Origin of the sequence: Streptomyces roseirectus, assembly GCF_014489635.1 — a bacterium.
GTDB classification, from domain to species: Bacteria; Actinomycetota; Actinomycetes; order Streptomycetales; family Streptomycetaceae; genus Streptomyces; species Streptomyces roseirectus.
The window spans coordinates 6667113-6687453 of record NZ_CP060828.1; the positions used below are offsets into that span (position 1 = coordinate 6667113).

Below are 20341 nucleotides of genomic sequence, written 5' to 3' on the forward strand. Positions count from 1 at the left end.
AGTGACCGCTGAGGCCAGGCGGGCCGACTCGGCGGCCGACCGTGAGGGTCCGCTCGCGATCGCGCTGCTCACCTACAAGGGCAACCCGTTCTGCGGCGGCCAGGGCGTCTACGTGCGCCACCTCTCCCGCGAACTCGCCCGCCTCGGGCACCGCGTCGAGGTGATCGGCTCCCAGCCCTACCCCGTCCTCGACGAGGGCTTCGACGGCCTGAGCCTCACCGAACTCCCGAGCCTCGACCTGTACCGCTCGCCGGACCCCTTCCGCACCCCGAAGCGCGACGAGTACCGGGACTGGATCGACGCCCTCGAAGTCGGCACGATGTGGACCGGCGGCTTCCCCGAACCGCTCACCTTCTCCCTGCGCGCCCGCCGCCATCTGCGCGCGCGGCGCGGCGAGTTCGACGTCGTGCACGACAACCAGACGCTCGGCTACGGCCTGTTGGGCGACGTCGGCGCGCCGCTCGTCACCACCGTCCACCACCCCATCACCGTCGACCGGCAGTTGGAGCTGGACGCGGCCGAGGGCTGGCAGAAGCGGTACTCGGTGCGCCGCTGGTACGGGTTCACGCGGATGCAGAAGCGCGTCGCCCGCCGCCTCCCGTCCGTCCTCACCGTCTCCGGCACCTCGCGCCAGGAGATCGTCGACCATCTCGGCGTCCGCGACGACCGCGTCCACGTCGTCCACATCGGCGCCGACACGGACCTGTTCTCGCCGGACCCCTCCATACCCGTCGTCCCGGGGCGGATCGTGACGACGTCCAGCGCGGACGTTCCCCTCAAGGGGCTCGTCTTCCTCGTCGAGGCGCTGGCGAAGGTGCGCACCGAGCACGCCGACGCGCATCTGGTCGTCGTCGGCAAGAAGCCGGCCGAGGGGCCGGTCGCGCAGGCGATCGAGCGGTACGGGCTCGACGGCGCCGTCGAGTTCGTCAAGGGCATCTCGGACGACGAGCTGGTCGCCCTGGTGCGCTCGGCGGAGGTCGCGTGCGTGCCGTCGCTCTACGAGGGGTTCTCGCTGCCGGCCGCCGAGGCGATGGCCACGGGGACGCCGCTCGTCGCGACGACGGGCGGGGCGATCCCGGAGGTCGCCGGGCCCGACGGCGAGACGTGCGTGGCGGTGCCGCCCGGCGACGCGGGCGCGCTGGCCGCCGGACTCGGCCGGCTGCTGGGCGACCCGCAGCTGCGGGCGCGGCTCGGGGCGGCCGGCCGGGAGCGGGTGCTGTCCCGGTTCACCTGGGCGCGGGCCGCCGAGGGGACGGTCGCGCACTACCGCGAGGCGATCGCCAGGAGCCGGGGGCGCACGGAGGGCGCGCGGGACGGCGGACGCTGCGCGAGCGGCCGGTCCGGGCGCGCGGCCCCTGCGGACACCCCCGTCGAACCCTCTCCTTCCACCCTCACCCCCGAAAGCAGGACCACGTGCTGACCGTCGACTTCTCCCGGTTCCCGCTCGCCCCGGGGGACCGTGTGCTGGACCTCGGATGCGGAGCCGGACGGCACGCGTTCGAGTGTTACCGGCGGGGGGCGCAGGTCGTCGCGCTGGACCAGAACGCGGACGAAATCCGCGAGGTCGCCAAGTGGTTCGCGGCGATGAAGGAGGCCGGGGAGGCACCGGAGGGGGCCACCGCCACCGCGATGGAGGGCGACGCGCTCGCGCTGCCGTTCCCCGACGAGTCCTTCGACGTCGTCATCATCTCCGAGGTCATGGAGCACATCCCGGACGACAAGGGCGTACTCGCCGAAATGGTACGGGTGTTGAAGCCCGGCGGCCGGATCGCGATCACCGTCCCCCGGTACGGGCCGGAGAAGGTGTGCTGGGCGCTGTCCGACGCGTACCACGAGGTCGAGGGCGGCCACATCCGCATCTACAAGGCCGACGAACTGCTGGAGAGGATCCGCGAGGCCGGCCTCCAGCCGTACGGCACGCACCACGCGCACGCCCTGCACTCGCCCTACTGGTGGCTGAAGTGCGCGTTCGGCGTGGACAACGACCAGGCGCTGCCGGTGAAGGCGTACCACAAGCTGCTCGTCTGGGACATCATGAAGAAACCGCTGGCCACCCGGGTCGCCGAGCAGGCGCTGAACCCGCTGATCGGCAAGAGCTTCGTGGCGTACGCGACCAAGCCCCACCTGCCGCGGGTGGACGCCAGGTGACCGCTCCCCGGACAGAACACCTCGTCCTGCCCGGGGTCCTCACCGCCGAACAGGCCGTGGCGACCGTGCGCGGCATCCTCGCCGTGCAGCGCGAGGACGGGGCGATCCCCTGGTTCCGGGGACACCACCTCGACCCGTGGGACCACACCGAGGCCGCGATGGCGCTCGACGCGGCCGGCGAACACGCGGCGGCCGAACGCGCCTACCTGTGGCTCGCCCGCCACCAGAACGAGGACGGCTCCTGGTACGCCGCGTACGCCGACGGCGCCCACGACGACGTCACCGACCTGGCCCGCGAGTCCAACTTCGTCGCCTACGTCGCCGTCGGCGTCTGGCACCACTACCTCGCCACCGGCGACGACACGTTCCTCGACCGGATGTGGCCCGTCGTGTACGCGGCGATCGAGTGGGTGCTGCGGCTCCAGCAGGCCGGCGGGGAGATCGGGTGGCGCCGGGAGGACGACGGGACGCCGACCAACGACGCGCTGCTGACCGGGAGTTCGTCGGTCCACCACGCGCTGCGGTGCGCCCTCGCCATCGCGGAGCAGCGTGAAGAGCCGCAGCCCGACTGGGAGTTGGCGGTCGGGGCGCTGCGGCACGCGATACGCCGGCACCCCGAGCGGTTCCTCGACAAGGGGCGCTACTCCATGGACTGGTACTACCCCGTCCTGGGCGGCGCGTTGACCGGCGCCGAGGCCAAGTCCCGGGTGGAGGAGGGGTGGGAGCGGTTCGTCGTGCCCGAGTTCGGGGTGCGGTGCGTCGTCCCCAACCCCTGGGTCACCGGCGGCGAGTCCGCCGAACTCGCCCTGACGCTCTGGGCGATGGGCGAGTCCGACCGGGCGCTGTCGATCCTCCAGTCCATCCAGCACCTGCGCGACCCCGAGTCGGGGCTCTACTGGACGGGGTACGTCTTCTCCGACGACGCCGTCTGGCCACGGGAGTTGACGACGTGGACGGCGGGGTCGCTGCTGCTCGCCGTCGCGGCGCTGGGCGGGCACGAGGCGACGTGCGCGGTGTTCGGCGGGGAGCAGTTGCCGGTGGGGCTGGACCCGGACTGCTGCTGAGCCATGGGGATGTGACGGTGCGTCAGTGCCGTCGGCCCAGGTTCGCGATGGCGTGTCCGATCACCAGGTAGACGACGGCGGCGAGGCCGTACCCGGCCACCACCCGCGCCCACCTCTCGTCGAACGTGAACAGGTCGCGCGACCAGCCGGCCAGCCAGTTCGCCGCGTCGTGCACGAACCGCACGAAGTCGTTCGCCCGGTCCGCGTCCAGGAGGTCCAGCGCGATCCACAGGGCGAGGACGAGAGCCAGCACGTTGGCGAGGCCCGCCACGAGCGAGCCGACGCCGCCACTGCTTCGATCCGGAGACATGGATGCCGGGTATCCGGACGGGGCGGGATGAAACATACCGCCCTGACCTGCGGTTGTCGCTGTGCGTGACGGATTCCGGGTGGCGGGTCCGTACCTCTTCGGTGAGGCTGGGCGGGAAAGATCTGCTCGGGGAGGACATCCCGGAGGATTCCGTGGCCGTACCGATACGGCGCCTTCTTGTGGCGCTCAGCGTCTGTTGTGCCCTGCTGGCGGGTGGCGCCGCGTGTTCGGGCAAGGGGAGCGGGGCCGCGCAGGACACCGTGGCGGCGGCCGTCGCCGCGGGGGACCCCAGCCCGACGGCCACGGCCGAGCGGCAGCGGCTCGCCAAGACGCGGTTCGTCGCCAACGCGGGGCTCGCGGCGGGGGCCACCTACCAGTGGATCGTGAAGCCCTGGAAGGCCGGGAAGTTCAAGAAGGGCGCCAAGGGGCGGACGTTCGCGCTCATCAAGGCCGGGCTCGCCGGGACGTTCGCGTACAACCGGCTCAAGGCGGCGGGCCGCAACGCCGAGGGCGATCCCCTGCTCTCCAAGGCGATGGCACCGCTCACCTCCGGCATCGACGCGCTGAAGGACCTGCCGTCGAAGCTGCGCAAGGGCGACGACTCGGCGGCCGGCTCCTTCGACGACATCATCGGCAAGGTGAAGGACGCGGGGAAGAGCGCCGGGGCGACGGTGACGGACAAGGTGCCGTCGGCGGGGCAACTGGCGGGCGGGTGAGCGGGGTTGAGTGGAGTTGAGTGGAGGGGCTGAGCGGGGTCGCGCGGCGGGGCTGAGCGGGGTCGTGCGGTGGCCGACCCCGGCGGCCCAACTCCTTTGCCACTAACCCGCGTTGATTTCCGCCAGTGCGCGCAGGCTCTCCGGGTCCGGTGACATGGCCAGCAGGTCCGTCACCGGGCCCGCGCGCCACAACTCAAGTCGGCGTGCGACGCGTTGGCGTGGGCCGACGAGTGAGATCTCGTCGGCGAAGGCGTCGGGGACGGTGGCGATCGCCTCCTCGCGGCGCCCGGACAGGAACAACTCCTGGATGCGGCGGGCCTGTTGCCCGTACCCCATCCTCGCCATGAGGTCGGCGTGGAAGTTACGGGTCGCCGTGCCCATGCCCCCGATGTAGAAGCCGAGCATGGCCTTCACGGGCGCGAGCCCCGCCGCGACGTCCGCGCAGATCCGGACCTGCGCCATGGGGGCGACGATGAACCCCTCGGGCACGTCCAGCTTCCCGTACGCGTCGGGCCGGTCCGGCGACCAGTACAACGGCAGCCAGCCGTCCGCGAGTTGGAGGGTCTGGGCGACGTTCTTGGGCCCCTCGGCGCCGAGCAGGACCGGCAGGTCGGCCCGCAGCGGATGGGTGATCGGCTTGAGCGGTTTGCCCAGCCCCGTCGCACCGGCCCCCCGGTACGGGTGCGCGTGGTACCGCCCGTCCAGCTCCACCGCCCCCTCGCGGCGCAGGACTTGGCGCACGACGTCGACGTACTCCCGGGTCGCGGTCAGCGGCGATCCGGGGAACGGTCGCCCGTACCACCCCTCGACGACCTGTGGCCCGGAGAGCCCGAGCCCGAGCATCGCGCGCCCGCCGGAGAGGTGGTCCAGCGTGAGCGCGTGCATCGCGGTCGTCGTCGGCGGCCGGGCGGACATCTGCGCGACGGCCGTCCCCAGCCGGATCGTCGACGTGTGGGCGGCGAACCAGGCGAGCGGGGTGAACGCGTCCGAGCCCCAGGACTCCGCCGTCCACACCGAGGCGTAGCCGAGCCGTTCCGCCTCCCGGACCAGCGGCAGATGGCCGGGGTCGGGGCCCCGGCCCCAGTAGCCGAGCGCGAGACCGAGCCGCATGACGCCTCCTGACGGTTCGTCAGATAGGGGCAGGGTGCGACTGTACGGCAACGGCCCCCCGCCCGGAAGGGCGAGGGGCCGTGTGCGCGAAGGGCGTTCGGGTCAGCCGCGCTGGATGCCCGAGCTGTCGCGCAGGACGCCGCGACGGCCGTCCTGCGTCTGGGCGATGAGGCCCTGACCGCCCTGCTCGACCGCCAAGTACCAGGTACCGGGGGCGAGTTCGGCGATCGGGTTGGGCGAGCCGTCCTCCGGGAACAGCGGCCGGGGCACCGGCACCGCGAACCAGAACGGCGAGAACTCCGGCACCGGCTGCGCCGCCGGAGCGGGCGCGGGCTGACCGCCACCGAACGGCGGCTGCTGACCGCCGAACGCCGGCTGCTGCTGCGCGCCCGGGTAGCCGTAACCACCGGGCGGCTGGGCGCCGTAGGGCTGCGGGGCCGGCGGCTTCGGGGCCGGGACGAGACCCCCCTGGAGTGCCGGGACCAGCGGCGTCGCGATCGCGGCACCCGCCATCACCAGCGACGCGACGAGCAGCAGGATCAGCCCCGTGCCCGCGTCGATGGTGTCCCGCGAGCCCTCGAAGTTGTTCATGGCGCTCATCGGGTCGAACACGTTGCCCAGCGCGCTCCAGGCCGCGAACACCGTGAAGGCGATGCCGAACTGGCGCAGGTCGAGGCCCGCGACCTTCGGCACCTGCGGCAGCGCGCGCGAGACGACGACCAGTGCGGCCCCGATCAGTCCGGCCAGCACCACGCCCAGCAGGATCGGACCGCTCGCCCAAGCGCTCGGGAAGTCGAAGCCGTCCGGGGCCTGGTCGGCCGAGTAGACGTCGAGGAACGACGCGATGAACAGCAATACCGCTGCCCCGATCACCACGCCGTCGCCTCTAGTGAGGGAGCGGATATTCACTTCAGGTCCTTCGTCGGTCGTCAACGTAAGGACGACATTATCGTCCGCGCCGACGGCCTGTCCGCCCGGTGAGGTCCGGTGAAGCTACCCGCGCAGGAAACTCACGATTCCCTCAGAGATCCCCTGCGCGGCCTTCTGCCGCCACGCGCCGCTCGTGAGCTGCGCGGCGTCCTCGCGGTCGCGCATGTTGCCGCACTCGATGAACACCTTCGGGACCGTCGAGAGGTTGAGGCCGCCGAGGTCGGTGCGGGTGACCAGACCGGTGCCGGCGCCCACGTAGTTGGACGGCGCGCTGCCCGTCGTCCGGCGGAAACCGTTCGCCACGAATTCACCGAGCCGTTTCGAGGGGCCGACGATCGGACGGGTGTCCGCCGCGCCCTCGTGCACCGCGCCCGGCAGGATCACGTGGAAACCCCGGTTGCCCTTGGCCGAGCCGTCCGCGTGGATCGACACGACCGCGTCCGCGTTCGCCGCGTTGCCGATCCGTGCGCGTTCGTCGACGCAGGGGCCGAAGGGGCGGTCGGCGTCCTGCGTCAGCTTCACCTTCGCTCCCTCGCGCTCCAGGAGGGTGCGCATGCGGTGGGCGACGTCCAGGGTGAACTGGGCTTCCGCGTAAGCGGGGGCGGTGGAGGTGCTGTTGGTGGAGGCAGCGTTGGTGGAGGTGCCGGTGGTGTCGCACTCCTTCTTGGTGGTGCCGATGTCGACCTTGCGGTTGATCTCGGAGGGGTGCTGGTAGTTGGTGGGGTTGTGGCCGGGGTCGATGACGATCACCTTGCCGGTCAGGGGTTTCGCCGGGGTCTTCGCGTCGGCAGTCCCGGCGGAGGGGGGTGGGGACAGCGGGGCCGACGACGACGCTGCCGTTCTGGCGTTGCCGTCGCCCTTGCCGCTGCTGCCGCCGTCGTCGCCGGTCGCGCCGTATGCGAGCCAGCCCGCCACCACCGGGATCAGCACCGCCGGTACCACGACCAGGGGGCGGCGCAGCGGGGAGCGGCGTCGCTCGGGTTCGAATTCCGGGCCTGTGTACGACACGCCAGCCACCCTAGGCCCTGTCGCCGCCCGCGCGCGGCAGCCAGACCCACATCAGGGCGGCGCCCGCGATCAGGACGGCGGCGCTGGTGCGGAAGACGAGGGCGTAGCCGTCGGTCAGGGCGGCGGGGGTGGTGTGGTCGCCGGTGCGGGTGGCGGCGATGGTCGCCATGACGGCGAGGCCGAGGGCGCCGCCCATCGTGCGGGAGGTGTTGACGAGGCCGGAGACGACGCCCGAGTCGGCGCCGCCGACGCCCGAAGTGGCCAGTGCCGCCAGGGGGGTTGTGGCCAGGCCCGCGCCGAGCATCATCAGGATGCCGGGCAGCACGATGTCGGTCAGGAGCGTGCCGTCCGCGCTCATCGCCGACTGCCATCCGAAGCCGGCCGCCGCGATCAGCGCGCCCAGCACCGCGACCGCGCGCGGGGACGCCGTCCGCATCAGTCTCGGTGCCAGCTTCGAGCCGATGATCACGGCGAACGAGCTGGGCATCTGGGCGAGGCCCGCCTCCAGCGGGGTGTAGCCGAGGACGTTCTGCGCGTACAGGGTCATGAAGAACCACATGCAGAACGTCGCCGAGCCGCTGATGAACATCGCCACGTTCGCCGACGCGACCTGCCTCAGCTTCAGCAGTCGCAGCGGCATCAGCGGGCTCTTCGCCCGCGCCTCGACCGCGAGGAACGCCGCGATGAGGACGACGCCGGCGGCGAGCGGCAGCAGCGCCGAGGCCGCCGTCCAGCCCTCGGACTCGGTGCGGGAGATGCCGAACGCCAGTGTCGCGAGACCGGCCGTGACCAGGACCGCGCCGGGGACGTCGAGCCGGCGGCCCGCCGCCGCGCGGGTCTCCGGGAGCCAGGCGAGGGCGCCCGCGAGGACCAGGGCGCCGATCGGGACGTTGATCAGCAGGACCCAGCGCCAGGAGAGGGTGTCGACGAGGATCCCGCCGACCAGGCCGCCCGCCGAGCCGCCGCCCGCGCCGACCGCCGTCCATGTCGCTATCGCCCGCGCCCGCGCCGGGCCCTCGGGGACGGCCTCGGTGAGCAGCGTCAGCGTCGAGGGGGCGAGGATCGCGGCGCCGAGGCCCTGGACCGCGCGGGCCAGCAGCAGCTCCCATTCGGACTGGGCGAGGCCGCCGGCCAGCGAGGCCAGGGTGAACAGGGCGAGGCCGGTCAGGAACGTGCGCTTCCTGCCGTAGAGGTCGCCGGCCCGGCCGCCCAGCAGGAGGAAGCCGGCGAAGGTGATCGCGTACGCGTTCGCCACCCATTGCAGGCCCTCCGCGCTCAGGCCGAGGTCGGCGCGCATCGACGGGAGGGCGACGTTCACCACCGAGATGTCCAGCACGACCAGGAACTGTCCGGCGCAGGCGAGGGCGACGATCAGCCAGGCCGGGGGAGTGCGGCGGCCGGCCGGGGTCGGCGGGGGAGCGGTGGCGGGGGCCGTGGCGGGTTCGGGGGTGGAGGGCATGGTCGTCATGGTCGCAAGCGGTTTGTCGTCCGCACATCGGGTTTTCGGAGCAGTGCGGCTCGTGCGGAGGGCTTACGCCTTTGTGCGGGGGCCCGGTGTCGTGATTCCGTGAGGTCCACGGCGTGCAGCGGAGGCGTTCCTCCGGTTTCCCAAGAAATGGTCAAGGATTCGTTAGACGCGCAAAGCAACGGAATAGTTGCCTGTGCATACGTCGTTCTGGCTGCACGTACCCCTTTTCTCCGCTCTACCCGGCCCTTCCGTGGCCTTGGAGGCCCCAGCCCATGTCGCATACGCCGACCGACCGGACCACCCGCGAAGTGAGCGGTGCCGTCGTACCGGTCCTCGCCTTCGCGGGCATCGTGGTCGCGGTCATGCAGACCCTGCTCGTCCCCGTGATCAAGGACCTGCCCCAGCTCCTGAGCACCGCGCCCTCCGACGCGACCTGGGTCCTCACCTCCACCCTCCTCTCCGGCGCCGTCGCCACCCCGATCATGGGCCGCCTCGGCGACCTCTTCGGCAAGCGCCGGATGCTCGTCGCCAGCCTCTCCGTCATGGTCGTCGGCTCGCTGATCAGCGCCGTCACCAGCGATCTCCTCACCATGATCACCGGCCGCACCCTCCAGGGCTTCGCCATGGGCGCCATCCCGCTCGGCATCGGGCTCATGCGTGACATGCTGCCCCGCGAGAAGCTCGGCTCCGCCATGGCGCTCATGAGCTCGTCCATCGGCGTCGGCGGCGGCCTCGCGCTGCCCGCCGCCGCGCTCGTCGCCCAGCACGCCGACTGGCACGCCCTTTTCTACGGCTCCGCCGGCCTCGGCGCCCTCTCCATCGTGCTGACCCTGCTCGTCGTGCCGGAGTCCCCCATGCGCGCCGAAGGGTCCTTCGACCTGCCGGGCGCGATCGGACTGTCCGCCGGGCTCGTCCTGCTCCTGCTGCCCATCACCAAGGGCAGCGACTGGGGCTGGTCCTCCGGGACCACCCTCGGACTGTTCGCCGCGGCCGTCGTCGTCCTCGTACTGTGGGGGCTCTACGAGCTGCGGGCCGCGGCGCCCCTCGTCGACCTGCGCACCACCGCCCGGCGCGAGGTCCTGCTCACCAACCTCGCCTCGATCATGGTCGGCGTCAGCTTCTACGTCGTCTCCCTCGTCCTGCCCCAGCTGCTCCAGCTCCCCACCGCCACCGGGTACGGGCTCGGGCAGTCCATGGTCGTCGCCGGTCTGCTCGTCGCCCCGCTCGGGCTGACCATGATGTTCACCGCGCCCGTGTACGCGCGGATCTCCGCCAAGTACGGGCCCAAGGTCACCCTCATCCTCGGGCTGATGATCATCGCCGTCGGGTACGGGGCCGGGCTCGGGCTCATGAGCGCGGCCTGGCAGAGCCTCGTCATCGCCGTCGTCCTCGGTGCGGGGATCGGGCTCGCGTACTCCTCGCTGCCGGCGCTCATCGTCGGTGCCGTCCCCGCGTCCGAGACCGGGGCCGCCAATGGGCTCAACACGCTCATGCGGTCCATCGGGACGTCCGTCTCCAGCGCCGTGATCGGGATGGTCCTCGCGAACACCGCTAACCATGTGGGGGGCGTTGCCGTCCCGACGATGCATGGGTTCCGGGTGTCCTTCCTCATCGCCACGGCCGCTGTTGCCGTGGGGCTCGTGCTGGCGTTGTTCCTGCCGGGGCGGGGTGCTTCGCAGGACGGGGGGCATACCCAGCTGCGGGCCAGCAGTGAGGAAGAGGCCAATCTTGAGCGGGCCTCGGCTGTTCTCCAGGGCTTTCGGGGGCGGGTGTTGTCCGCTTCCGGGGAGCCTGTCGCCCGGGCCAAGGTGACGCTCATCGACCGGCGGGGGCGGCAGGCTGGGGCTGTTGTCTCCGGTGAGGACGGGGAGTACGTCGTCGCCGTGCCGGGGGAGGGGGCGTATGTGCTTGCCGCTAAGGCGGTGGGGCATGGGCCGCTGGCCTCGCCGGCCAGTCATGCGGGGGTGGACGTGGTCGAGGTGGATCTCGCGTTGCCCGCGAGTGAGGGGGTTGTTTCCTCCGTTCAGTAGGGGGTGGGCCGGGGCTGTGTGGCGGGCTGCGGGTTTGGTGTGGCTGGTCGCGCCCACGTGGCGGAGCCGCAAATCGACACAGCCCCGCGCCCCTGAGGGGGCGCGTTGTGGCTGGGGTGTTTTGAGGGTGGGGTGAGAAGAGGGCTCGTACGGTCGTGCGACAGCATGGGGGCGGCATCGTCGCGCTTTCGGAAGGAACCCCCCATGGACGCCCTCGCTGTTCTGCCCGAGCCGGAGGTTCTGGACGCCTTTCTCGGGGCCAAGGGGTTCATGCCCGAGGATGAGGGGCTGGCTCTGTACGCGGCCGCTGTCGAGGCGGGGGCGTTGGGGTTGCCGGTGCTTGAGGTGGGGACCTACTGCGGGCGGTCGGCGGTGTTGCTGGCCGGGGCCGCTCGGCGGGCGGGGGTCGTCGCGGTCACCGTCGACCATCACCGGGGCAGCGAGGAGCAGCAGCCGGGGTGGGAGTACCACGATCCCGAGACCGTCGACCCCGAGCTGGGCGTCATGGACACGTTGCCCACCTTCCGGCGGACCCTCCACAAGGCGGGGCTCGAAGAGCACGTCGTCGCCGTCGTCGGACGGTCCCCGCAGGTCGCCCGGCTGTGGAACTCGCCCCTCGGGCTCGTCTTCATCGACGGCGGCCACACCGACGAGCACGCCGGCGCCGACTACGAGGGGTGGGCGCCCCATGTCGCGCCGGGCGGGTTCCTCGTCATCCACGACGTCTTCCCCGAGCCCGAGGACGAGTTCACCGGGCAGGCGCCCTACCGGATCTACCTGCGGGCACTGGAGTCCGGGGCCTTCGAGGAAGTCGGTGTGCAGGGGTCGCTGAGGGTGCTCCGGAAACGGTGAAGTGACCTGGGAACCAGGGGGAGTTGACCCGGTTCGTCCCTGCGTGGGCCGGTAAAATGATCTCGTGGGGAAGGGGGCCGGATGGACCGGAACATACGTACCGTCGACGACGTGCTCGACCTGCTGGACAGCCTCTTCACGGCCGACGCCGACCGGTGGAGCGACGGCGCCGGCGGCGACTGGTGGGACCGCTTCTACGCGGACCGCTCGCGGTCCGTGCCGTTCTTCGTCGACAAGCCTGACGAAAACCTCGCCGACCTCGTCGAACGCGGGGTCCTGACCGGCGGGCGCGCCCTCGAACTCGGCTGCGGTCCCGGCCGCAACGCCCGCTACCTCGCCGCCCACGGCTACGAGGTCGACGCCGTCGACATCTCCCCGGCCGCCGTCCGCTGGGCCGGCGAACGGGCCCGCGAGGCGGGTGTGGACGTGCGCTTCCACCTCGGCGACGCGTTCAAGCTCGTCGGCACCGAGCTGACGGGGTCCTACGACCTCGTCTACGACTCCGGGTGTTTCCATCACCTGCCTCCTCATCGCCGTGTCTCCTATCTGGGTCTCCTCGACCGGGCGCTCGCACCCGGCGGGTACTTCGGACTGAACTGCTTCGCCGTCGGCGGGATGGGCTCCGAACTCCCCGACGCCGACTTCTACCGGGAAGGCGGCCTCCAGGGCGGCCTCGCCTACACCGACGCCTCCCTGCGGACGATCTTCGCCGGGCTGACCGAGGTCCAGCTGCGGCGTATGCGGAAGCTGGGGGAGGGGGCCTCCTGCTTCGGCGAGGACTTCCTGTGGACCGCGTTGTTCCGGCGGGGTGGGGCGTAGGCGGGGTGTGGGTAGGGCGGACGGGTGGGGTGGGCCGGTGGTTCGGGGGCGGGGCCTGTGCGGGCGGCCCTACCACGGGGTTGGTCGTCTGAGCCGGGGCTCGTGTGAACTGGTGGTCCGTGTGAGCCGGTGACTTGTGGGCGGGGTCGTGCGGGTGGACGGGGCTCGGCGGGGTTCGGGTTGGCCGGCGGTTCGTCGGCGGGGTTCGTGTGGCGGGTCCGTGTAGGCGGGGTCCGTGTGGGCGGCTCTCAGGGCTGGGTGGGTTTCTACAGCCAGCCCTGTTGTCTTGCCTCTCGGACCGCTTCCGTGCGGTTGCGGGTGCCCGTCTTGCCGATCGCCGCGGAGAGGTAGTTGCGGACCGTCGACTCCGACAGCCGCAGCCTCACCGCGATGTCCGCCACGGTCGCGCCGTCGGCCGACGCCTCCAGGACCCCTCGCTCACGGGTCGTCAACGGGTTCGGGCCGGCCGTCAGGGCTGCCGCCGCCAGCGCCGGGTCCACCACCGTCTCCCCGGTCAGGACCTTCCTGATCGCCTGCGCCAGCTCCTCCACCGGCCCGTCCTTGACCAGGAACCCCGCTGCCCCCGCCTCCATCGCCCGCCGCAGATACCCCGGCCGCCCGAACGTCGTCAGGATCAGCACCCGGCAGTCCGGCACCTCGTCCCGCAACTCCGCCGCCGCGTCGAGCCCGCTCTTGCCCGGCAGCTCGATGTCGAGGAGGGCCACATCGGGACGGCACACCAGCGCCGTGTCCACGATCACGTCCCCGGCGCCGATCTGCGCCACCACCTCGATGTCCGGCTCCATCCCCAGCAGCAGCGCCAGCGCGCCTCGCATCATGCCCTGGTCCTCCGCGAGGAGCACCCGGATCGACTTCGCGGGACGGTGACTGCTCGGCATCTCGCTCTCCGACGGGTCCATCGGGGAGTACGGCGAGTTCAGGGGGCTGCTGGTCACGGGGACAGCCTAGGGTCGGGGCCCGCCGACGGCGCGGTGTGGCAGGGCTCCTCGGCGGGGCGCACGGTATACACACCCGGCGCACACGCCTCCGGATGCCAACCGTCCAGACTCCCGGCGCCGTGCACGGGGTCCCGTCGGCCGGGGCCGCTTCCCGAGTAGTCCTCGGCCTCCGTCGGCAGCTCCGCCGTCACTGTGAACCCGCCTCGCGCACCCGGCCCGGCCTCCAGCGTGCCGCCGGCTGCGGCGAGGCGTTCACGGAGGCCGATGAGTCCGGTGCCGCGGGTTGGGGGAGTGAGGGGAGGGGCGGTTGGGGGAAGCGTGGTGGAGGGTTCGGGAGTGCTTGCCGGTGTGGCGGTGTCCGGGGCTTCGGTGCCGGTGCCGGTGCCGGTGGCTGTGTCCTTGGCCGTGTCCGTGGTGGGGGCGTCGGGTTTCGGGGCGGTGGTTCCCGGGATGCCTGCGTCCGGGGTGCCTGTGGAGTGGGCGCCGGTCGCTGGGGTGCTGGGGTCCTGGCTTGCCGCGTCCGCGTCCGTGGCTGAGTCTGTGGCCGAGTCCGTGGCCGTGGCGTCGCCGTCCAGGTCGGCGTCCGTTTCCGTCGCCCTTGCCAACGGGGCCGGGCCCTGTCCGGTCGGCCTCGCCGGTGGGCCGTCGTCCGTCACTGTCAGGCGGACCCGTTCCAGGGTTCCCGTGAGGGTCACGGTGCAGTGGGTCGCCTTGCTGTGGCGGACGATGTTGGTGACGGACTCGCGGACGACCCAGGCGAGGAGGGCGGCTGTCTGGGGGGAGAGGGGTGGGCCGGACTCGGTGACGGTGGGGGTGATGCCGGCGGTCGTGAGGGTGGAGCGGGCGCGGTCCAGTTCGGCGGTGAGGGTGCTCTCGCGGTAGCCGGTGACCGCCTCGCGGATCTCGGTGAGGGCCTGGCGGCCGACCGACTCGATGTCCGTGATCTGGGCGAGGGCCGCGTCCAGGTTCCTCGGGGCCAGGCGGCGGGCGGCCTCGGACTTCACGACGATCACGGAGAGGGTGTGGCCCAGCAGGTCGTGCAGGTCACGGGAGAACCGCAGGCGCTCCCGCTCCACCGCCCGCCTTGCCAGCTCCTCGCGGGCGGAGCGCAGCTCCCGCACGGTGTCGGCGAGGGAGAGGACCGCCGCCGTCACCAGCATCGAGATCCACGTCGCGTACGTCGTGTCCAGGCTGTCCCAGCCCTGGCGCAGGGCGCCGATCGCCGCCGCGAGCGCGGTCAGGACGAGGCCCACCCAGCGCAGGTGCGGCATCCTCACCGCCGCGCCCGTCGCGAGGCCGAGCAGCGGGAAGAAGAGGAGCCAGGCGCCGCCGTAGCCCAGGGCCAGCGCGCAGGTGATCAGGGTCAGCAGGGCGAGTGCGACCCTCGTCCGCCTCGATTCCCTGGTCTCCTGGAGGAAGGCGCGGAAGACGACGTAGATGTAGAGCGAGTTGAAGGCGAGCAGACCCAGGCCGCCGATCACCGGGTTCGGGGTCTCGGGACGGAAGAGGTTGGAGAAGGCGCCCAGGCCGATCAGCAGCCAGGGCAGCATGCTGAAGCCGCTGAGGGTGAGGGCTCCGGGCTCCTCGGCTTTCCCCGCCTCGCGTTTTCTGCGCATCCTGTGTTCCCCCGTCCGGTCGTGCCGTCGATCGCTGTGATCTCGAAGCTACGCGCCTCGCCACCTTGCACGGCAGATCCGTCCGTACCGACTCCAGCAGTACAAATGTCACAGCCTTCCGGCTTCTTCCGGACACCAGGATCTGATGACTCGTCAGGAGCCTTCACATTCAAACTGCCCTCGGCTATACCTAGGGCGCCGGACTGGAACAGGTTTCAATCCGGCCCGTGACGACCTCGGTGCGGCCGACGGTGCGGACAGCCGTGCCGAGGTCTTCGGCGCACCGAAGCCCCACCCCAGGGAGTCCCCTTGCCCATCGACGCCCGTGAAGCCCTCGCCGCCGCACCCCGCACCGGCGAGATCGCCTGGACCCGCAAGGACGTTCAGCTCTACCACCTCGGCATCGGCGCCGGCCGCCCCGCGACCGGCCCGGACGAGCTGCGCTACACCCTGGAGTCCCGCCTGCACGTTCTCCCGAGCTTCGCGACCGTCGCCGGAAACGGCTCGCCCGGGGTGATAAGTGGCCTGTCGATGCCGGGAGTCGACGTCGATCTGTCCCAAGTCCTGCACAGCGGACAGTCGTTGACGATCCACCGCCCGCTCCCCGTCGAGGGCACCGCCACCGCGACCGGCCGCATCGCCGCCGTGTACGACAAGGGCAAGGCCGCCGTCCTCGTCATGCGCACCGAAGTCACCGACGCCCAGGGCCCGTTGTGGACCGGCGACGCGCACATCTTCGTGCGGGGCGAGGGCGGCTGGGGCGGCGAGCGGGGACCCTCCGGACGCCTCGAACCCCCCACCGGGGACCCGGACTTGACCGTGGAGTGCCCGATCCGCGAGGACCAGGCGCTCCTGTACCGCCTGTCCGGCGACCTCAACCCCCTGCATGCCGACCCCGACTTCGCGAAGCGCGCCGGGTTCGAACGGCCCATCCTGCACGGCCTGTGCACGTACGGCATGACGCTGAAGGCCGTCGTGGACACGGTGTTGGGCGGCGACGTCGGCCAAGTCCGCGCCTACGACACGCGGTTCGCCGGAGTCGTGTACCCGGGGGAGACGCTGCGCGTCCGGATGTGGCGCGGCGAGGGCGCCGTGCGCGTCGCGGTGAGCGCCGTCGAGCGGGACGACGCGCCCGTCCTCGCCGACACGATCGTGCAACACACCTGATTTCGCGATGCCTTGAGGGGAGCCGCAGCCATGCGCGCAGCCGTACTGCACGAGATCGGTCAGGACAAGCTGGAGGTTCTCGACGACGTCGAGGCCGTGGGGTTCGGGCCCGGCCGGGTCAGGATCCGGGTGCGTGCGACGGGGCTGTGCCACTCGGACCTGTCCGCGATGAGCGGGGTACTGCCGCAGCCGGGGCCTTTCGTGCCGGGGCACGAGGGCGCGGGCGAGATCGTCGAAGTCGGGGAAGGAGTAAGCCACTTGAAGGCCGGGGACCGGGTCGTCGTCTGCTGGCTGCCGGCCTGCGGCGCCTGTCCCGCCTGCAAGCGCGGGCAGACCCAGCTGTGTCTCGCCGGGTTCATGAACGCGGGCACCCCCAACTTCCGCCGCCCCAGCGGCGATGTGTTCGGTTTCGCCGGGACCGGGACGTTCACCGAGGAGGTCGTCGTCGACGCCGGGTGCGCGGTGCCGATCCCCGACGACGTGCCTTTCGACATCGCCGCGCTCATCGGCTGCGGCGTGACGACCGGCCTCGGCGCCGCCCTCAACACCGCTGACGTGGAAGCCGGTTCGTCCGTCGCCGTGATCGGCTGCGGGGGCGTCGGGATCTCCGCGATCCAGGGGGCGCGGCTCAAGGGCGCCGCCGAGATCGTCGCCGTCGACCCCGTCGCCTCCCGCCGCGAGGCCGCTCTCAACTTCGGTGCCACGAAGGCGGTTTCGCCGGACGAGCTGCCCTCGGTCAAGCAAGAGGTCACCGGCGGCGAGGGGTTCGACTACGTCTTCGAGGTCGTCGGCCGCTCGGTCACCGCGCGCACCGCCTACGAGAACACCCGGCGCGGCGGCACCCTCGTCGTCGTCGGCGCGGGCGCGATGGACGACTACCTCCAACTCAGCATGTTCGAGCTGTTCTTCGACGAGAAGCGGATCCTGCCGTCCATGTACGGCGGCGGCGACGTCCTGCGGTCCTACGAGCGGACGATCGCCCTCTGGCGTGCCGGGCGCATCGACCTCGCCGGGCTCATCACGCACCGCGTCCCGCTCGCGGACGTCAACGAAGCCCTCGATCAGATGCGCACCGGGACCTCGCTGCGCACCTGCATCGAGATCTGAGGGGGCATCATGTCGCGTCCGCTGGAGGGGCTTTCGGCGATCGTCACCGGTGCCGGGCGCGGGCTCGGACGCGCGGAGGCGCTGGAGCTGGGGCGGCTCGGCGCGGCCGTCGTCGTCAACGACTACGGGCAGGCCGGGCGGGACGGCTCCGGCGAGGCGTCCGCGACGCCGGCCGAGGAGGTGGCCGCCGAGATCCGCGCCGCCGGGGGCGAGGCGAGCGCCCACACCGGGGACGTCTCCGACTTCCAACAGGCCCGCGAACTCGTCGAGTCGGCGATCGACAGGTACGGGAAGCTGGACGTCCTCGTCAACAACGCGGGCATCCTCCGGGACCGGATGGTGTTCTCCATGACCGAGGGGGAGTGGGACGCCGTCGTCCGCGTCCACCTCAAAGGGCACTTCAACACGATCCGGTTCGCCGCCGCGCACTGGCGTGAGCGGTCCAAGCGGGAGGGGGCCCCGGTGTACGGGCGGATCGTCAACACCTCCTCCGAGGCGTTCCTCGCGGGGTCTCCCGGGCAGCCCAACTACGCTGCCGCCAAAGGGGGGATCGTCGGTCTCACCGTCTCCACCGCCCTCGCCCTCACCCGCTACGGCGTCACCGCCAACGTCATCTGCCCCCGCGCCCGCACCCGCATGACCGAGGACGTCTTCGCCGCGGTCGACGAACCCGACCACGGCATCGACCCGCTCTCCCCCGGCCATGTCGCCCCACTCGTCGGCTACTTGGCGTCCCCGGCCGCCGCCCGCGTCAACGGCCAACTCCTCGTCGTCCACGGCGGCATGGTCGCCGTCATCGAACGCCCGCGCGTACGCGCCAAGTTCGACAGCAAGCAAGACGCCTTCACCTACGACGAGTTGGACGCGCTACTCACCCCGCACTATGCGGACCGGCCGCCCGGCGAGACGTTCGGAGCGACCGAAGTACTGGGGCTGCGCAGGGAGTGAGGGGACGCGGCAGCTCAACTCGCGCGGCAGCTCAACCCCCGTCCGCTCCACGGAAGTCGGCCCTCGCCACCTCCGTCCTGATCCGGTCCGCCACATCGTCGGGCGGCACCGGCCGGTCCGAAGGAGGCGGCCAGAGCGGGCCGAACGTGTCCCCGTGCCAGCGCGGCACCAGGTGCACATGAAGATGGAACACCGTCTGAGTGGCCGCCGCCCCAGCCGAGTTGACGACGTTCAGCCCGTCCGGGGAGAAGGCGCGGCGGACGGCCGGGGCGAGGGTGAGGAGTGCTGTCGTGAGGTGGTGCGCCTCGGGCGCCGGGAGGTCCCAGAGGTCGCGGACGTGGACGCGGGGGACGAGGAGGGTGTGGCCCACGGTGGCCGGGCGGCGTGGCAGGAACGCGAGGGTTCGGGCGTCCTCGTAGACGATCCGGGCGGGGGCGGTGCCCGCGGCGATGGCGCAGAAGACGCACGTCGGCATGGGGCCTCCGAGGGGGGAGAAGACAGGGGCCCCGTCGGTTGCCTTTCGGCGACCGACGGGGCCCCGCCGTGTGTGAACCGCCTTACGCGGCAGCCGATTCGGATTCCTCCGCCGGGCGGCGGTGGCGGCCGTGCGGTGCCGTGTGGCTGTCGTGGTCCGCCTGGGGACCGCGGTGCCGGCCGTGGCCGGTGACCTCGCGGGCCTGCGTGTCGGCGGACGGCGGCTGCGTGGTGATTGCGTCGCTCATCGGAAGTTTTCCACCCCGTCAACATGATCTCTTACAGGCCGGGGAGTCTACCGAGGGACACTGACAACGGGCCCAAGGGGCAGGCGGGGACGGCTACTTCGTTACAAGTTTGTCGAGTGGCGCCTGCTGGAGCGGAACCGGCCGCGGCGTCGTGACCGCGCGCGGCACCTCCGTCCCCTCCCACGCCCGCACCCGCGCCACCCCGCACGGCTCGCCCTCCGTCGAGTACGGCAACCCCAGCACCCCTTCCGCCGACCACCACCCGCTCCCCGTCAACCACCCCTCGGGCGCGACGACTTGACGCATCCGGCGATCCGCCGCCCGCCACGTCCCCACCCAGCTCCCGAACGCCCCCTCGACCCGCAGCGCCACCGCGCAGCTCTCCGGCAGCAGCACCTGCCCCGGCTGCACGGCGAACGGCGTCACCGAGCACCCCGGCAGCCGCAGCGACTCGGGGAAGCGGACCGGCAACGTGCTGCCCAACACGCCCCACCCGAGCCGGAGTTCACCGGGCGCGTCGGAGCGGATGAGAAGCAGCCCACTGTCCGGGTCGGCCAGCAGCAGCCGGTCGTCGCTGTCCTCGGCGATCTGCAGCAGCGGCGTCACACTGCCGTCCCGGCCGAGGTCCACCACAACCGCCTTGACCCGCCCGCCCAGTTCGCGGTCCACCGCCAGCAGCTGACCGGCCGGGTCCAGCCAGACCCCGCCGGCGCACCGGCCCGGCACCTCCGCCAGCCGCTCCGGACCGAAGGAACCGCCGGCCACCTGCCACACGGACGTCGACCCCGCCCCCGCCGCCAGCGCGAACACCCGCTTCCCGCACGGCGACGGCGGCAGCAGCGTCAGCTCCGGGCACTCCACCGCGCCGAGCTGCACCTCGCCGGTCCCGGGACCCGTCGGGTACAACAGGGAGAACAGGTGCCGTTCTTCGACCCTGCGGTGGATCAACACCCGCCCGTCCGCCAGGGGTTGGACCTCCGTCCCGGCCTCCTCCGGCTGCCCGCCGGGCAACGGCACGACGTACGCCTCCGGCCCGCCCAGCGACCATCTCTCCGGGAACCACGCGTCCCCGTTCCGCGCGAGCCGCGCCCCGTACCCCCCGTCCACAGTGATCACGCAACCCGCCCCCGTGGCCCCCTCCGCGTCCCCCGCGGCCGGTTCGATCACACAAGCCGTCATCGTCCGATCACCTCCGCCGCCGAAGCTAGTTTTCGCACGCGCGGTCGTGGGACGAGCGGGGCGGGCTTCGCTCGTACGAGTGGCGCAGAAGCGATTCCTCTGAGGCGGGGGCGGGTTTTGTGCCAGGGGGTGTGGCGGGGTGGGGGACGGCGGGGCGAGGCGGCGGTGGGAGCGGGGGTGCGGACGGT

Annotated in this window: 20 protein-coding genes; 10 read left to right on the forward strand and 10 right to left on the reverse strand. The window is 72.1% G+C overall.

Annotation, left to right across the window (positions count from 1 at the left end):
* Position 1: 1 nt before the first annotated feature.
* The 3 genes from IAG44_RS28530 to IAG44_RS28540 are packed head-to-tail and all read left to right on the forward strand — an operon-like array spanning position 2 to position 3212.
* Positions 2-1420 (forward strand): glycosyltransferase family 4 protein, encoded by a 1419-nt coding sequence (locus tag IAG44_RS28530; protein ID WP_187749936.1) that lies wholly within the window; start codon positions 2-4, stop codon positions 1418-1420.
* On the forward strand, positions 1414-2148 hold the full coding sequence (locus IAG44_RS28535; protein WP_187749937.1) for a class I SAM-dependent methyltransferase: 735 nt from the start codon (positions 1414-1416) through the stop codon (positions 2146-2148). The genes IAG44_RS28530 and IAG44_RS28535 overlap by 7 nt, the downstream gene beginning before the upstream one ends.
* Complete coding sequence (locus IAG44_RS28540; RefSeq protein WP_187749938.1) at positions 2145-3212, forward strand: prenyltransferase/squalene oxidase repeat-containing protein; 1068 nt, start codon at positions 2145-2147, stop codon at positions 3210-3212. Before IAG44_RS28535 ends, IAG44_RS28540 begins: the two co-directional genes overlap by 4 nt.
* Positions 3213-3234: 22 nt before the next feature.
* Here the strand turns inward: IAG44_RS28540 and IAG44_RS28545 are convergent, their stop codons facing one another.
* Positions 3235-3522 carry a hypothetical protein gene (locus IAG44_RS28545; RefSeq protein ID WP_187749939.1) on the reverse strand — a complete coding sequence of 96 codons (288 nt, stop codon included), beginning with the start codon at positions 3520-3522 and terminating at the stop codon, positions 3235-3237.
* Positions 3523-3674: 152 nt separating this feature from the next.
* Here IAG44_RS28545 and IAG44_RS28550 point away from each other — a divergent pair, with 152 nt between their 5' ends.
* Positions 3675-4238 (forward strand): hypothetical protein, encoded by a 564-nt coding sequence (locus IAG44_RS28550; RefSeq protein WP_187749940.1) that lies wholly within the window; start codon positions 3675-3677, stop codon positions 4236-4238.
* 102 nt (positions 4239-4340) lie between these two features.
* Here the strand turns inward: IAG44_RS28550 and IAG44_RS28555 are convergent, their stop codons facing one another.
* The 4 genes from IAG44_RS28555 to IAG44_RS28570 form a co-directional block, all read right to left on the reverse strand.
* Entirely contained in the window at positions 4341-5348 is a 1008-nt protein-coding gene (locus IAG44_RS28555; RefSeq protein WP_187749941.1) for an LLM class F420-dependent oxidoreductase, read from the reverse strand.
* 102 nt (positions 5349-5450) lie between these two features.
* Positions 5451-6257 carry a DUF5336 domain-containing protein gene (locus IAG44_RS28560; RefSeq protein WP_187749942.1) on the reverse strand — a complete coding sequence of 269 codons (807 nt, stop codon included), beginning with the start codon at positions 6255-6257 and terminating at the stop codon, positions 5451-5453.
* A gap of 84 nt (positions 6258-6341) precedes the next feature.
* Entirely contained in the window at positions 6342-7286 is a 945-nt protein-coding gene (locus IAG44_RS28565) for an N-acetylmuramoyl-L-alanine amidase (RefSeq protein ID WP_187749943.1), read from the reverse strand.
* A gap of 10 nt (positions 7287-7296) precedes the next feature.
* Entirely contained in the window at positions 7297-8754 is a 1458-nt protein-coding gene (locus IAG44_RS28570) for an MFS transporter (RefSeq protein ID WP_187749944.1), read from the reverse strand.
* A gap of 272 nt (positions 8755-9026) precedes the next feature.
* Here IAG44_RS28570 and IAG44_RS28575 point away from each other — a divergent pair, with 272 nt between their 5' ends.
* The 3 genes from IAG44_RS28575 to IAG44_RS28585 all read left to right on the forward strand — a co-directional run bounded on the left by IAG44_RS28575 (position 9027) and on the right by IAG44_RS28585 (position 12455).
* Entirely contained in the window at positions 9027-10784 is a 1758-nt protein-coding gene (locus IAG44_RS28575) for an MFS transporter (RefSeq protein WP_187749945.1), read from the forward strand.
* A 204-nt stretch (positions 10785-10988) separates the two neighbouring features.
* Complete coding sequence (locus tag IAG44_RS28580; RefSeq protein WP_187749946.1) at positions 10989-11636, forward strand: class I SAM-dependent methyltransferase; 648 nt, start codon at positions 10989-10991, stop codon at positions 11634-11636.
* 81 nt (positions 11637-11717) lie between these two features.
* Positions 11718-12455, forward strand: a complete 738-nt coding sequence (locus tag IAG44_RS28585; protein WP_187749947.1) for a class I SAM-dependent methyltransferase — start codon at positions 11718-11720, stop codon at positions 12453-12455.
* A 266-nt stretch (positions 12456-12721) separates the two neighbouring features.
* Here IAG44_RS28585 and IAG44_RS28590 read toward each other — a convergent pair whose 3' ends face one another.
* Together IAG44_RS28590 and IAG44_RS28595 are read right to left on the reverse strand one after the other, a co-directional pair.
* A complete protein-coding gene (locus IAG44_RS28590; RefSeq protein WP_187752894.1) occupies positions 12722-13354 on the reverse strand; it encodes a response regulator transcription factor in 633 nt (210 codons plus the stop codon).
* Between the two features lie 53 nt (positions 13355-13407).
* Positions 13408-15030, reverse strand: a complete 1623-nt coding sequence (locus IAG44_RS28595; protein WP_187749948.1) for an ATP-binding protein — start codon at positions 15028-15030, stop codon at positions 13408-13410.
* 309 nt (positions 15031-15339) lie between these two features.
* On the opposite strand from IAG44_RS28595, the gene IAG44_RS28600 reads away from it, so the two are divergent.
* The 3 genes from IAG44_RS28600 to IAG44_RS28610 are packed head-to-tail and all read left to right on the forward strand — an operon-like array spanning position 15340 to position 18252.
* The gene (locus tag IAG44_RS28600; RefSeq protein WP_187749949.1) at positions 15340-16197 is read left to right on the forward strand and encodes a MaoC/PaaZ C-terminal domain-containing protein; all 858 of its coding nucleotides are present in this window, start codon (positions 15340-15342) and stop codon (positions 16195-16197) included.
* A gap of 30 nt (positions 16198-16227) precedes the next feature.
* On the forward strand, positions 16228-17304 hold the full coding sequence (locus IAG44_RS28605) for a Zn-dependent alcohol dehydrogenase (protein ID WP_187749950.1): 1077 nt from the start codon (positions 16228-16230) through the stop codon (positions 17302-17304).
* Positions 17305-17313: 9 nt separating this feature from the next.
* Positions 17314-18252 (forward strand): 3-oxoacyl-ACP reductase, encoded by a 939-nt coding sequence (locus IAG44_RS28610; protein WP_187749951.1) that lies wholly within the window; start codon positions 17314-17316, stop codon positions 18250-18252.
* Positions 18253-18283: 31 nt separating this feature from the next.
* Here IAG44_RS28610 and IAG44_RS28615 read toward each other — a convergent pair whose 3' ends face one another.
* The 3 genes from IAG44_RS28615 to IAG44_RS28625 form a co-directional block, all read right to left on the reverse strand.
* Positions 18284-18727: an HIT family protein gene (locus IAG44_RS28615; protein WP_187749952.1), complete on the reverse strand. Its 444-nt coding sequence runs from the start codon at positions 18725-18727 to the stop codon at positions 18284-18286.
* 82 nt (positions 18728-18809) lie between these two features.
* Complete coding sequence (locus IAG44_RS28620; RefSeq protein ID WP_187749953.1) at positions 18810-18974, reverse strand: hypothetical protein; 165 nt, start codon at positions 18972-18974, stop codon at positions 18810-18812.
* Between the two features lie 93 nt (positions 18975-19067).
* Positions 19068-20153, reverse strand: a complete 1086-nt coding sequence (locus IAG44_RS28625) for a hypothetical protein (RefSeq protein WP_187749954.1) — start codon at positions 20151-20153, stop codon at positions 19068-19070.
* Positions 20154-20341 lie beyond the last annotated feature (188 nt).

Excerpts from the sequence above, each read along its gene's own strand:
- IAG44_RS28545 (WP_187749939.1), bottom strand. The coding sequence starts at position 3,522 with ATGTCTCCGGATCGAAGCAGTGGCGGCGTCGGCTCGCTCGTGGCGGGC.
- IAG44_RS28555 (WP_187749941.1), bottom strand. The coding sequence starts at position 5,348 with ATGCGGCTCGGTCTCGCGCTCGGCTACTGGGGCCGGGGCCCCGACCCC.
- IAG44_RS28570 (WP_187749944.1), bottom strand. The coding sequence starts at position 8,754 with ATGACGACCATGCCCTCCACCCCCGAACCCGCCACGGCCCCCGCCACC.
- IAG44_RS28575 (WP_187749945.1), top strand. The coding sequence starts at position 9,027 with ATGTCGCATACGCCGACCGACCGGACCACCCGCGAAGTGAGCGGTGCC.
- IAG44_RS28580 (WP_187749946.1), top strand. The coding sequence starts at position 10,989 with ATGGACGCCCTCGCTGTTCTGCCCGAGCCGGAGGTTCTGGACGCCTTT.
- IAG44_RS28585 (WP_187749947.1), top strand. The coding sequence starts at position 11,718 with ATGGACCGGAACATACGTACCGTCGACGACGTGCTCGACCTGCTGGAC.
- IAG44_RS28590 (WP_187752894.1), bottom strand. The coding sequence starts at position 13,354 with ATGCCGAGCAGTCACCGTCCCGCGAAGTCGATCCGGGTGCTCCTCGCG.
- IAG44_RS28595 (WP_187749948.1), bottom strand. The coding sequence starts at position 15,030 with ATGCGCAGAAAACGCGAGGCGGGGAAAGCCGAGGAGCCCGGAGCCCTC.
- IAG44_RS28605 (WP_187749950.1), top strand. The coding sequence starts at position 16,228 with ATGCGCGCAGCCGTACTGCACGAGATCGGTCAGGACAAGCTGGAGGTT.
- IAG44_RS28610 (WP_187749951.1), top strand. The coding sequence starts at position 17,314 with ATGTCGCGTCCGCTGGAGGGGCTTTCGGCGATCGTCACCGGTGCCGGG.
- IAG44_RS28615 (WP_187749952.1), bottom strand. The coding sequence starts at position 18,727 with ATGCCGACGTGCGTCTTCTGCGCCATCGCCGCGGGCACCGCCCCCGCC.
- IAG44_RS28620 (WP_187749953.1), bottom strand. The coding sequence starts at position 18,974 with ATGAGCGACGCAATCACCACGCAGCCGCCGTCCGCCGACACGCAGGCC.
- IAG44_RS28625 (WP_187749954.1), bottom strand. The coding sequence starts at position 20,153 with ATGACGGCTTGTGTGATCGAACCGGCCGCGGGGGACGCGGAGGGGGCC.